The 13,264-nt window shown below is 49.2% G+C and carries 11 protein-coding genes; 4 read left to right on the top strand and 7 right to left on the bottom strand.

Translation table 11 applies throughout. The features are described 5' to 3' along the window. Positions 1–117 precede the first annotated feature (117 nt). A complete protein-coding gene (locus QP938_11535; GenBank protein WIO73919.1) occupies positions 118–933 on the bottom strand; it encodes a DUF817 domain-containing protein in 816 nt (271 codons plus the stop codon). Positions 934–1,218: 285 nt separating this feature from the next. Here QP938_11535 and QP938_11540 point away from each other — a divergent pair. Beyond that, a protein-coding gene (locus QP938_11540) for an IS3 family transposase (GenBank protein WIO73920.1) occupies positions 1,219–2,303 on the top strand; the annotation gives its coding sequence in 2 pieces (ribosomal slippage) (positions 1,219–1,480 and positions 1,480–2,303; 1,086 coding nt in all). Between the two features lie 7 nt (positions 2,304–2,310). Here QP938_11540 and QP938_11545 read toward each other — a convergent pair. From QP938_11545 to QP938_11555, 3 genes are all read right to left on the bottom strand, one after another. Then, complete coding sequence (locus tag QP938_11545; protein ID WIO73921.1) at positions 2,311–2,757, bottom strand: GFA family protein; 447 nt, start codon at positions 2,755–2,757, stop codon at positions 2,311–2,313. A 91-nt stretch (positions 2,758–2,848) separates the two neighbouring features. Beyond that, positions 2,849–3,673: a hypothetical protein gene (locus QP938_11550; GenBank protein WIO73922.1), complete on the bottom strand. Its 825-nt coding sequence runs from the start codon at positions 3,671–3,673 to the stop codon at positions 2,849–2,851. A 248-nt stretch (positions 3,674–3,921) separates the two neighbouring features. Then, positions 3,922–5,139: a Bcr/CflA family multidrug efflux MFS transporter gene (locus QP938_11555; protein WIO73923.1), complete on the bottom strand. Its 1,218-nt coding sequence runs from the start codon at positions 5,137–5,139 to the stop codon at positions 3,922–3,924. A gap of 151 nt (positions 5,140–5,290) precedes the next feature. Here QP938_11555 and QP938_11560 point away from each other — a divergent pair, with 151 nt between their 5' ends. Continuing rightward, positions 5,291–5,986 carry a hypothetical protein gene (locus QP938_11560; protein ID WIO73924.1) on the top strand — a complete coding sequence of 232 codons (696 nt, stop codon included), beginning with the start codon at positions 5,291–5,293 and terminating at the stop codon, positions 5,984–5,986. A gap of 15 nt (positions 5,987–6,001) precedes the next feature. Here QP938_11560 and QP938_11565 read toward each other — a convergent pair whose 3' ends face one another. Further along, the gene (locus QP938_11565) at positions 6,002–7,468 is read right to left on the bottom strand and encodes an NADH:flavin oxidoreductase (protein WIO73925.1); all 1,467 of its coding nucleotides are present in this window, start codon (positions 7,466–7,468) and stop codon (positions 6,002–6,004) included. A gap of 320 nt (positions 7,469–7,788) precedes the next feature. Here QP938_11565 and QP938_11570 point away from each other — a divergent pair, with 320 nt between their 5' ends. Both QP938_11570 and QP938_11575 read left to right on the top strand, forming a co-directional pair. Then, positions 7,789–9,414, top strand: a complete 1,626-nt coding sequence (locus QP938_11570) for a benzoate-CoA ligase family protein (protein WIO73926.1) — start codon at positions 7,789–7,791, stop codon at positions 9,412–9,414. Between the two features lie 117 nt (positions 9,415–9,531). Beyond that, a complete protein-coding gene (locus QP938_11575) occupies positions 9,532–10,290 on the top strand; it encodes a creatininase family protein (protein ID WIO73927.1) in 759 nt (252 codons plus the stop codon). 24 nt (positions 10,291–10,314) lie between these two features. Here QP938_11575 and QP938_11580 read toward each other — a convergent pair whose 3' ends face one another. Both QP938_11580 and QP938_11585 read right to left on the bottom strand, forming a co-directional pair. Next, positions 10,315–10,833 carry a hypothetical protein gene (locus QP938_11580; GenBank protein ID WIO73928.1) on the bottom strand — a complete coding sequence of 173 codons (519 nt, stop codon included), beginning with the start codon at positions 10,831–10,833 and terminating at the stop codon, positions 10,315–10,317. Continuing rightward, entirely contained in the window at positions 10,830–13,238 is a 2,409-nt protein-coding gene (locus QP938_11585; protein WIO73929.1) for a M1 family metallopeptidase, read from the bottom strand. Before QP938_11585 ends, QP938_11580 begins: the two co-directional genes overlap by 4 nt. Positions 13,239–13,264: the final 26 nt, after the last annotated feature.

The raw sequence follows: 13,264 nt of genomic DNA on the forward strand, positions 1-13,264 counted from the left end.
TAACTGATATTTGCCTGAAAGCAATTTGGTCAAAGTATAGTCAGCCTGACACCTCCGGTCCGCCAAATATATACTTCTGCGTATCTGCCACCATCCGCATAAGCACACATGCAAAATTCAGGACTGTTTCACAGGGACAGATACCGCCGAAGGTACGGATCGGGCTTTAATCTCGTTAATCAAGGTTACCAGCACAAAGCTCAGCTGCATCAGCAAGAACCAGGAGCTGAGCTTTGCCAGCGAGACCATTTGCCAGCTCTCTGATTGGTTGGGATAGATCCAGATATTGGTATAGGTAGCAACATTTTCTGCAATCCAGATAAAAAGTGCGACCAGGAACCAGCCCAATAGCAAGGGCATCTGCCGATGGGTTTTAATGATTTTGAAGTGAATGTGAGTTCGGAAAAACAGCGCCAAAACCCCTGCCATCAAGACCCAGCGAAAATCCCAGATAAAGTGATGGGCAAAGAAATTGAGATACACCAAAGTCACCAGAATCACTGTCAGGTATTTGGGTGGATAGCTAGTGTATTCAAACTCAAAGATTCGCCACACCCTGGCAATGTAACTACCCACCGCGCTGTACATAAAACCGGTAAACAATGGCACATTCCCTATCCCGAATACATATGCCTCCGGGTAAACCCAGGAACCAATAGCATCCGAGGTTTTAAACAGCTCCATCACCGTCGCCACAATATGGAAAACCACTATGACCAATGACTCCCTGAACGTTTCAAGCCTGAAGGCGAGTAGAAAAACCTGAAATGCTATCGCCGCCAGAAAGATAAAGTCATAGCGATGCAGACTTTCCAGTGGATACCAGTATTTGGTGACCACCATCACCAGAAGCAGGAAACCTCCGAAAACTGCAGCATTGGCTTGCTTTAATCCAAATACCCATAGCTCCCTTAGCAGGTTGCTGGCACTCATTATTATCCTTATTTATTAACTGGTTGGATGGCTACGGCTTCCTGATCAGACATTCAAAGAGAACCACGCGTCAGTTCATGACCAAACTATACAGTAACTCCAAATTCACCTGACGGAACTCAGAGACTATACAAACAGGCACGACACCCATGTTAAGCAAACTGACTAATACTCATTCTGCGGCAAATCATCATTGATTTGGTAATAGTCTCCCTGTAATCCCCCCGAAAAATAATCGCGCTTTTAAGTAGAGACTTTTATGATGTGAATCAGAAGGAGTTATCTATGAAGAAGTCGAAGTTTTCGGATCACCAGATTCTGGCGATACTGAAGCAACATGAGGCTGGCGTTTCCGTTGCCGAATTAGCTCGTGAACACGGTGTCAGCACAGCCCTGATTTATCAATGGCGTTCAAAATATGGCGGTATGGACGCCGCCTTGATGAAGCGCCTCAAAGAGCTGGAAGCAGAGAATGCCCGCCTGAAGAAGATGTATGCCGAGGAGCGCATCAAAGCAGAGCTTCGCCAAGAGGCCCTCGAGGGAAAGCTGTAAGGCCATCCTGCCGCAAAGCAATGGCCCAAAAGGCTGTTCAGCGGGATGGCATCAGCATCCGTCTAGCCTGTGCGACCTTCGGCATTAGTGAGACTTGCTACCGCTATCAGGCAAAGCTCTCATGTGAGAACCAACAGATTGCAGGCTGGCTATTAAGTTTGACAGAGGCCCACAGACGCTGGGGGTTTGGCTTGTGTTTCCTTTACCTGCGGAATGTAAAAGGTTTTCCCTGGAATCATAAGCGGGTTTACCGTATTTATCGGGAGCTGGAGCTAAATTTACGAATAAAGCCCAAACGACTTATCAAACGCGACCATCCTGGCGAACTTGATGTGCCCACAGCGCCTAATCAGGTCTGGTCGATGGACTTTATGAGCGATGGGCTAATTGATGGTCGCTCATTGCGTACGTTCAATGTACTGGACGACTACAATCGTGAGGGCTTAGGCATTGAGGTTGACCTCTCTTTGCCAAGCAGCAGAGTGATACGAAGCCTTGAGCAGATTATTGAATGGCGAGGGAAGCCAATGGCGATACGTTGTGATAACGGCCCGGAGTATATCTCTCAGAAGCTAATTGACTGGGCAACCGAGCAACGTATTACTCTGCTATACATCCAACCTGGCAAGCCAACTCAGAATGCGTACATAGAGCGATTTAACCGAACCGTTCGGCATGAATGGTTGGATATGCACCAGTTCGAGAACGTTGCTCATGCCCAGCTATTGGCCACCCAATGGTTATGGCAATACAATAACGAAAGACCAAATACCGCCATTGGCGGTGTGCCGCCAAGGCAATTAATGTTGGCGGCTTAATCCTCTACTAAAAAGCTCGGTTATAAATGGGGGGATTACATCCCTTCTCGGCCACAAAAATATGCTTTTCAAGGCTGGTATTAGTTGGGGTATCGAGCGCACCTAAAGCTATACCTGTCCAATTGTGCTTCTCGGTATCCAGAGGATCAAAAAACAAAGAAGAGCCACAAACGGAACAAAAGCCCCTCCTTACTTTGAGCGATGATTGATACCAGGTTATGTATTCAGCTCCCGAGACATTAAGAGCTGAACGAGGAACATTAGCACTAACCAGAAAGTGACCGCTCCACTTGCGGCAATTGACGCAATGACACGCATCATTCTCACCCAGGTCACCGGCTATCTCAAAAGTTATTTTTCCGCAGAGACAAGAGCCTTTGTGCATAATGTGTTTCTCCAGAAACAAATCCAAACCATCACCAACCCTATCAAACCACCTTTTTGCAAAAAACATTCACCTAGATGAATAAACATCTTAATAAGATTAAAAAAGGGAAATTTATAACCAAAAAACCAGATTCTTTTATTTTCCGATAAATTATTTATTAAGCGTCACTCTCAATCATAGATGACACAACAGACGACATTATATCTTCACCTTTTTCAGTTATATCAGATGGAGAGTTCGGAAGTTCAACATACAAAAGTCCATATTTACACATATCTTTTCTAACCAAAGGGGCAGCTTTTCTTGCCAAAATATACAGAAGCTCATCAGGCCTAAAAGTTACCGCTTCCTCCAAACCAAAATCACTTACCTTACGACGAAGATAAGATTTTATTTTCATTACAGTTCTTGCTTTCAGCTTTGCCTGCTCCTCCCTAAGTACATTCAATTCATCGTCTTTTTTCTTCAGCTCCTCCTCCAAACGCTTCTTCTCTTCAGGCTCAATAGTGGAAACATTCAATATTTGATTTAAAGACTCTTCCCATCGAGCTTTTACTTTAGCTATTTGTTCTTCATTTTCCTCTCTTCTCTCATCATCCTCCTGATCAATACTTTGCTGTATATACCTGCGATCTATCCTATCACCAAGCTCCTTTTGGCGAGTATTTACATGTTTTATTTGCTCATCTAGGCGCCCTAACAACTCTGATGTATCTTTATTGAATTTATTTATGTTGTCATAAAATTGATTACTTGCATTTGTAGCGGCGAAGTAAAATGCAGCAGCAAGTGCAATTGAAAAGAATGCTAACAATATAGAAACCAATTCTGGCGGAGACAACTTAGTAAAATCCAAGCTTAAATCCCCACTAAAAATACGAACAGCCATATATATGGACACACCTATTACAGCAACCTCCCTCACCAACCTAAGCACATGACCAAAAGTAAATTCAGAGATTTTTACGTTATCCAATTTCATTATTAATATCCCTTTAGACTTTAAACTCTGCTTAAAGGCCTTTGGCCCTATAACCACTATTCTTGAAGACAAACTAGCCCAATTAAAAGCAACCGAGGAATGGAAAATTTATACTGTGCAGACTTTTAGCACAAGAAGAGATATTCAAATACCTATCACCATTCCCTCGGTACACTTTGAGCAATTACACTATACAGGCAACCAAACAGTAATACTTTGGCGGCATATGATCAACGAGCTTCTGTATGCTATTCCGTTTTACTCATCAACGAAAAGGCAATTACTCCCAGCGCACCGCAACCGGCAATAACAACACACATGCCAAGAGGCGTTCCGTTGTTCAACAAACCCAGCAATACACCACTTAAAGAACCCAGGCCAAACTGGGTGGCTCCGCACAATGCGGCTACCGCTCCGGCAGCTTTAGGATATTCCCCACAAGCGAGGGCAACGCCGTTGGCACCAACAATGCTTATTGGGCCGAGGAAGAACAATAGGGGTACTACGATAAGCCAGATTCCCCAGCCTTCGCTGCCAAGGTTCAGCCAACCCACCAGGCCCAAAGCAAGCCCGGCAATGCAAGACACCATAATGGATCGTCCCATCATGGTTTTGGCTCCAATCTGGCTGACAAAGCGTACATTGATTCTTGAAGCGATCACGATGGCGATAATATTTAAACCAAACAGGTAGCCGTAATTTTCCGGCGCGACACCGAAGTATTCGATATACACAAATGGCGTTCCGATAATGTAGGCAAACATACCGGCGTAGATAAAGCCGCTGGCGAACATATAGCCAATCACTCTGGGGTTGCCCAGCACCTCTTTGTAGCGCACAAATGCTTTAAGCAGGCTGGAGCCATCCCGTCGACTGGCGGGGTTGCTCTCCTCCAGACTGAGTAGCACCACCAAAAAGCTGAACACCCCAAATCCGGTTAATACCCAAAAGATGGTGCGCCAGCCACCGTGCTCCAGTAAATAGCCACCAATAATTGGCGCGGCCAGTGGTGCCAGAGCAGTACAAAGCAAAATCGTGGAGAGCACTTTGGCGCTTTGGTTGGTGTCGAACCTGTCCCGCACCACCGCTCTGGCAACGACGATGGCCGCACCGCCGCCAAGGGCATGCAGGAACCGGAACAAGGTCAAGGATTCGATATCCCAGCTTAATGCGCAAAGCGCACTGGTTAACGAGAACAGGGAAATACCACTGAGCAGTATTGGCCGCCGACCAAACCGGTCTGACAGCGGCCCATAAAAAAGCTGCCCCAAAGAAAAGCCAATTAAAAACGCACTGAGGGTAAGCTGCACCTGTGCAGGTGATGCCTCAAGCTCCTCGCCAATGGATGGCAAGCTGGGCAAATACATGTCGATGGCAAGTGGCGCAAAGGTGGAAAGCAGCGCCAAAATCCAGATCAGTTTAAAGCCAGGATCGACCGATTGGGTCGAAGAACTCGGTACGCTCAAGGTGGGCTCCGGGTTAGAACGGGGTCAACACATGATACCTGATTCAACTGCCCTTCTGACGGGTTTAGATAAATATTTGGCTATCGAACCTTTACATAGCTTTACCATCTGAGCTATTTCATAACGGCGCCAATTACTTAGACTGTCTTTTATGAGTGAATACAACCGACGAGACATTCTTAAACTCAGTGGTCAGGCTTTTCTGGCCCTGACTGCCTGTTCACCACTGTTGAGCGCAGCTGCCAGCAATGAAAACAGTGCCATCAGCTGGGAGCGTTTTCTTGAGCTGTGTCATCAGCTTTCCGAAACACAGTTCGAGCCGGATTGGGATCAACTCAAGTACACACAAAAAGTGCAGCAGCGCCTGTTTAAGCTCAAGGTAGATGACGCCAAAATAGAAGCAATAATTCGCCGCTACCGTAACTTCCGTAAAGACTTCCCCGAAATTCGCCCCATGCACTACCAACAGCGTTTTATGGTATCGATGCTGGAATTTGAGCCTGGCGAGGAGATCGGTCTGCATGATCACCCGGATATGACCGGTGTTACTTTGTGCCTGGAAGGAGATCTCAAGGTCGAGCACTACGACCTTTTAGAACAGCGCAGTGAATCCGGCATGTTTTTACTCAAAGAGCAGCAGAAGCTGAACATGACAAAAGGTGACAGCGCGATCCTGACGGTTGACCACGGCAATATCCACACCCTGAGAGCGGATAAATTCACTCGCCTGATTGATGTCTTTACACCACCGTATAATCGCGATCGCGCGCAGCGCTCAAAGTATTTTCAAAAAGCGGAAACGGCCTATTTGAATCAAGCTGGTGTGTTTGAAGCCGAGGTGATTTAACCGGCAACGATATTACTATGGTGCCACTAACCTCCGCTTGCCATCCTTGCTGAGCGCAATCCCAGGCTGATCTTTATCGAGCCGATCCCAGAGCTTGCAGGTGACCTGCTTGTGCTTCTGGTCCAACCCTTCGCAGTAGTTGCTGTATTCACAGAGTCGTACGGTTTTACCCTGACCGGTGCGCACCTTTTCAAACCAGTCGGGATCGGCCATAGCTTGGCGCGCTAAACCGACAATATCCGCCTTTTGGTTTTGCAAAATGCCCTCGGCCTGTTCGAAGTTGTGAATACCACCCGCTACAACAACAGGCGTATCGCAGCCAGCCTGATGCACTGCTTTGCGAATTTGCGCTACCGGTTCGATATTGCGGCCAAACGGCCCCTGCTGATCGGAAATCTGGTGAGGCATGCATTCGTAACCGGACCGGCCGGTGTAGGGGTACGCTGCTTCCCCTACTTTGGGCTGCTTGGCATCGTCAAATTTTCCGCCACGGGACAGCGACAGAAAATCCATTCCGGCCCTGCCCAGTTCAGCGCCAAAGTAACATGCATCGTCCAGTTCGCTGCCACCCTCAATACATTCATCGCTCAGGAAACGACAACCTACCGGATAATCACTCCCCACCTGCTGGCGTACAAATTGATAAACCTCCAGCGGCAGGCGAATCCGATTTTCACGGCTGCCACCGTACCCATCATCACGGTGGTTGGTAGCAGACAAAAAACTGGCCATGGTGTAGGCGTGCGCGTAGTGCAGCTCAACGCCATCAAAGCCGGCCGTTTTGGCGCGTACCGCCGCCTCGGCAAACAGGCCAGGCAACACTTGAGGGAGCTCACGAATATGGTCGAGGTGGATATCGGTTACCCGCTCGCGATAACCCATGGTCAGGGATTCGTATTCCCGCTCAGGCAATAGCTTCTGCACTTGCTCCAGCGGCAGTGCCGCGACGTGATCACGGATTTGTTGCTCGCTCCAGTCCTGTGCCTGTAACGTTGAACGAAGCTCATCGGTAACCGGCATAAAACGCTGAAAGTATTTATCAGAATCGGGGCGACGGCGAATACCGAGGAAGTCGATCAGCTGAATAAGCAGGCGGGTTTGCCCTTCGCTGGCAATGTGCACTCGCTCAACCAGCTCTTTCAAGCCGGGAATAAAGCGATCATGGCCAATACGCAGCAATGGGCCGCTGGGTACATCGCGAATACCTGTGGCCTCAATTACAATGGCACCGGGTTTCCCCTTGGCAAAACGCTCATACCACTGGATCACATCTTCAGTGACAAAGCCATCGTCACTGGCGCGCCAAGGTACCATGGCCGGTATCCAGGTACGCTGCGACAGCAGCATAGGTCCCACCGACATAGGCTGGAACAGCAGTGCCCGCTGCGCCTCATCAGCCGTTGGCCACTGCCCTGAGGTTGCTATGTACTTGATTCGTTCTGGCGGCTTCCACATATCGCTGTAACAGGTTACTCTTGTCAAATAATTATCTTACACGTAAAGTAATATCAAAAGCCACTCGAAGAAGCGGCCAGCTAATTAAGGGTATTTCTAAAAATAGTAATTTTTTTGCGAGAGCAAGGCGGCAACACACACAGACCCGGAGTGTATACGGCATACATGAGGAGTCGAGTACGATGCCAACGCGGCTATCGCAGGAAAAGTGCATTTTTAGAAGTGCCTTTAAGAGCAATAATAGAATTACCAATAGATAAGCGAGTGCTGAACGGGTTTACCAATTCAGCGTCTAACCGCAACAAGATTAGGAGCCGATGGCCAGTGCCATCGAAAGGGTAACCACAATGAGCGTATCTTTTCCGGACCAGTTCAGTCTGGCGGACTATTTTCTGTACGACCGACTTAATGAAGGGCTCGCGGACAAAAAAGCAGTATTGTTTGGCCAGCGTCACTACAGCTATCAGCAGGTAGCTGACAAATCCCGGGCGTTGGGCAGTTACCTCCAGAGCATTGGTGTTCGCCGCGAAGAGCGCGTCTATATTGTGCTGCCGGATATGCCTCCATTCGTCTGGTCGATTTTCGGGACCTGGAGTGCGGGCGCGGTGCTGGCGATGGGGAACCCCTCTTCGCCTGCAGATGATATCGACTACGTTATCGGCTATACCGGTGCGACGGTGTTAATTACCCTGCCCTCAGTCGCCGAGTCGCTGGCCCCGCAATTGCTCGCTAATAAAGATTTGAGGGCGGTGCTGCTGGCACCGGATGTAGCCACCGGAGAGGATTCCGAACAACCCGTCACCGTTCCCGCAAATTTGCAGAACGCCGAATTTGATGTGCTGCCACTATCCGAGGCAATCGCCAAAGGTGCAGAGCTGGATCTGCCACGCCCGCAACTGCATCGCGATGACATGGCCTGCTGGCTATTTACCTCCGGCTCCACCGGTCGCCCCAAAGCCGCCATGCATACCCAGCGCGATTTTGCCTTTAACACCGAGGTGTACGCCAAGGGCACTGTGGGTTATCAACAGGATGACATTACCGTCAGTGTGCCGCGGCTGTTTTTCGGCTACGCCACTGGCACCAACCTGTTCTTCCCGTTTGCCGTAGGTGCGACTACAGGGCTGTTTTCCGAACCGCCGCGTCCGGATTCACTGGCCAATGCCATTGAGATGTACAAGCCGACGATTGTTACCAATGTACCAACCATGCTGGGTAAATTACTGGTCGAAAAGCCGGATCTGGATCTTTCCAGCGTGCGCTTCCAGCTATCCGCTGGCGAGGCGCTGCCACCGACGCTGCTGGAAAAATTCAACGAGCATTTTGGCACCGACAATATTTACGACGGCATTGGTTCGGCGGAAATGTTTCATATCTACTGCAGCAATCGCCCCGGCGACATTAAACCCGGTTCGCTGGGTAAAGTGGTTGATGGCTACGAACTCAAAGTTCTGCCCACCGACGCCGAAGGGCCGGGCGCAGAAGAGGTCGCTCCCGGCGACACAGGTGTTCTGTGGGTAAAAGGTGAAAGCGTTGCGCTTGGCTACTATCGCGACCGCGAAAAAAGCTGGAAAACGTTCCACGGCCATTGGTGTCGCACCGGTGACCTGTTCAGCAAAGATGAAGAGGGATACCTGTGGTTCAGTGGTCGCGCCGACGACCTGATGAAAGTAAATGGCCGCTGGATGGCACCACAGGAAGTTGAAGATTGCCTGCTCAAGCATCCGGCCGTTGCAGCCTGTGCCGTGATTCCCAAAGATGTCGACGGCCTGACCAAACCAAAAGCGATCGTTGTACTGATGGATGCCTATAAAGGTAAGGAAGGCGACGAGCTGACCAAGGTACTGCAGGAGCATGTGCTGAACAGCATCGCCAAACACAAATATCCACGCCTGATAGAATATGTGGCTGAACTGCCCAAGAATGACCGTGGCAAAGTGGATCGCAAGGCATTGAAAGAACGCGAGATGTAAAGGTTATTGCGTTGCACTCCTATATTGTCATCCTGAGCGCAGCGAAGGATCTCAAACTTCGACACAACTACGAGGTCCTTCGCCAGGCTCAGGACGACAGGCTTACAGAGAGAAACCATGAAAGACTACAGCCTCAACCGAATCACCACCGACGACTTTGGCTCCGCCATCGACAGCGGCAAGCCTGTTGTTATCTTGTTACCGGTGGGTTCCGTAGAGCCACACGGCCCTCACCTGACGTTACTTACCGATACGGTTATCTCACAGGGTTGTGCTGAGCTGGCTGCTGAGCGTTTGGAAGCGGACGGAATGTCGGTATTTATCGCCCCCGCCGTCCCCTATGGTGTTACCGATTGCGCAGCTGGATTTAAAGGTGCTGTCAGTATTCCCGAAGAAGTTCTTACCGGTTACCTGGCTGCAGTGGTAAAAGGCTTTCTCGATAATGGCGTCGCCCATGTCTGCCTGATCAATAATCACCTCGAACCCGAACACTACAGCGCGGTGCGACAAGTTCCCAAACAGTTTGCAGAAGGAAAAGCATCGCTGGCCTGCCCTCTGTCCCGTCGATGGGCCCGCACTCTTTCGGATGAATTCAAGCGAGGCGAATGCCACGCCGGTCGCTATGAAACCGCCATCGTTCTCGCAGCCGACGCCAATGGTGTAAAAGAAGACGTGCAAAAATCGCTGCCGGAAGTACCGGTGAGCCTTTCAGAAAAAATTATCGCCGGGGTCAAAACCTTTTCCGATATGGGTATGGAAAACGCCTACTCCGGAGCGCCAGCGCTCGCCACGGAAGAAGAAGGTCACGACATGCTGGATCGACTCGCAACCATGGTGGTTACCGAGGTACTGGAATCACTCAACATTAATCAATGATATTGCGTCGTCGCAGGTGTGAAATCACTCCTGCGACGAAAGCTCAAGTCGATGGGTATTTTTCCCGTCACCAAAAACCAGCCTTATCTTTTCGTCACCTCGAGTTACTACCAGAGTATTAATCTGTTGCCCGTGACTGACTCCATCCAGAATGGTGTTTTTGATGGTCAGGGTTTTCTCGGTTTTATAGGGAATCTCAAAGTAGAGCCAGGCGGCTTTATGGGTAATCTCTTTTCCAACCCAGACCATGTCCAGCTGGTGGCCAGTTTCACTACTGAACTGAAAAGACGCCCAAAGATATTTGATGATCTCCTGGTCAATATCTTTGGTGCTTTCCAGATTCACCCGCTTGCCAACCTGTGATTCAAGAGCAGTTTCAAGGTCTTCTGGAATCACTTTAAGAGCCACCTCCAGAGTTTGACGATCACTGTTGACCGTCGCCTCTGCAAAGCTGTGATGAAATTTGTGGGCGTGCGTAACACTCGCCCACAAACCAAACGCCATCAGCATTAAAAATGCCATCTGCTTTCCACGGAAAATCATTTATCAGCCTCTTTTTCAGGCTCTTCACCGGCTTTATTTTTTTCCTTTTTCCAGCCGTCTTCCGTCATACGAAGCATATGGTTGGGCTTTGCACTCTCTTTAAACAGCTTAAACCGTGTCTCGACCGGCTTTTTGGGCCAGCGGTTGTTGCTCACATCAATATCGGCAGTTTCCAGATACGGATCAAACTCAATACTGGTGATCTCCTGATCGGCAATAAACAGCTTGGTTACCTGCTGGGCATTTCGACGCCAGATTTCTGCTGGAATGGTAAATTGCTCAACACTGCTGTCTGCATAGGTGATTCGAAGCGGCAATGGCATCACCAGGCCACCTTTATTGTGAAACTCAACGGTATAGAACAACTTGTCAGTATTGAGCAGCAGCTTCTCTTTATCATCCAGCGACTTCAGCAGCTTCTCGTACTGGGCATAGTCGTATGGAGTTACCGAAAACTCATCACGTTCATTGTAGAAATCTTTCAGCTCCGGGTATTTTTCCACCAGCTTTTCTACATCCTTATAGCGCTGCATGGAAAGTGTTTTAACCACTTCTTCTTTTTCTTTACGCAGCCTTTCTTTCTCAAGTTCCGGGTTTTGGGTATCCAGCTTATAGAGTTTCACTTGACCCAACTCGATATCTACCGGATCTGTTCCGTAGAACCAGCCGCGCCAGAACCAGTCAAGGTCGACACCAGAGGCATCTTCCATGGTTCTGAAAAAGTCTGCCGGCGTGGGGCGTTTGAACTTCCATCGTCTTGCGTACTCCCTGAAGGAAAAATCAAACAACTCACGGCCGAGAATACTCTCCCTGAGAATATTCAGCGCAGTAGCGGGTTTGCCGTAGGCGTTATTGCCTCTTTGCAAGATTGATTCGGGGTTGGTCATGATCGGAACCATGGCGCCCTCTGCACCACTCATATATTCGGCAATATTTTTCGGCTCGCCACGTCGTGATGGATACTCTTCTTCCCACTCCTGCTCGGCAATAAACTGCAGAAAGGTATTGAGGCCTTCGTCCATCCAGGTCCACTGGCGCTCATCGGAATTCACAATCATCGGAAAATAGTTATGGCCGACCTCATGAATAATGACCGAGATCAATCCGTACTTACTGCGTGACCAACTTTCGCTGTCTCCTTTCTGGGTTACATCCCAATAGGTTTTGTCCGGGAATGGCCGCGGCTTATTGAATGTCATCATAGGGTATTCCATACCGCCCACAGGACCATTGATGGACTGTGACGTGGGGTATGGATAGTCAAATGTGTAGCGGGAGTATACGTTTATGGTGTGGGCAATTGACCGGGTGGAGTACTGGCTCCAAAGTGGCTCAGCCTCATTGGGATAAAACGACATTGCCATGACAGTACGGTCGCCACTTTTCACCCCCATGGCATCCCAGATAAATTTGCGTGAAGACGCCCAGGCAAAATCACGTACATTGTCAGCTTCAAAGGTCCAGGTTTTTGTCCCTTTGGCTTTTTTGGATTGATTAGTTTTTGCGTCTTCAGGGGTGACCACAAATACCGGCTTGTCACTGTTGCGAGCTTTTTTCAGACGCTGGCGTTGCTTGCTGGTCAGCACCTGGTTGGCATTCGCAAGCTCACCGGTTGCGGCTACAACGTGGTCGGCTGGAACGGTGATGTTGACGACGTAATCACCCAGCTCCAGGGTAAATTCACCAGCACCAAGATACTGTTTGTGCTGCCAGCCTTCGTAGTCGGTATAGGCCACAAGGCGCGGGAACCACTGGGCTATTTCGTAGATATAGTTATCATCGTCCTTGAAGTGTTCGTAACCATTGCGCGAACCAATAGCTATGGCATCAACAATATTGAAGCTCCAATCCAGCTGCAGTTCAAAATCCATGCCCGGCTTCAGGGGCTCCGAAAGATCAACCCGCATCATGGTTTTAACAACCTGATGGCTCAGCGGTTTACCGCGGCCATCCGCAACCTTTGAGAGGGTATATCCGCCGTTGAATTCCTGCCGAGCGAGTAAGCTTCCCAATCGACCGTAAGACATCTTTTCAAAGCCTGGCGCAGTGGAGGTGAGCATCGAGTCGGATTTTGGATCGAGAATATTTTGATCCAATTGCAACCACAGGTAACTCAAAGTGTGTGGAGAACGATTGTGATAGGTGATCTTGGCCGAGCCTTCTAATCGCTGCTTCTCATCATCCAGACGAACATCAATGCGATAGTCTGCACGCTGCTGCCAGTACTCGGGACCGGGAGCGCCACTGGCAGTCCGGGTTTCAGTTGGGGTAGGCAGCAAATGGTCAAGCTGTTCAAAGGCTTGTGCCCCAGATGGATTGTCAGCGGCAAATACATCAAGACTACCAAGTAGCATGCAACATGCCAAAGCTGCACCTTTCAGGCGCAGTTCAAATGATTTAAACATTGAGTTCCCCCACTCAGAAATTGTGC

Source organism: Porticoccaceae bacterium LTM1 (assembly GCA_030252795.1).
Lineage (GTDB): Bacteria > Pseudomonadota > Gammaproteobacteria > Pseudomonadales > Porticoccaceae > SCSIO-12696.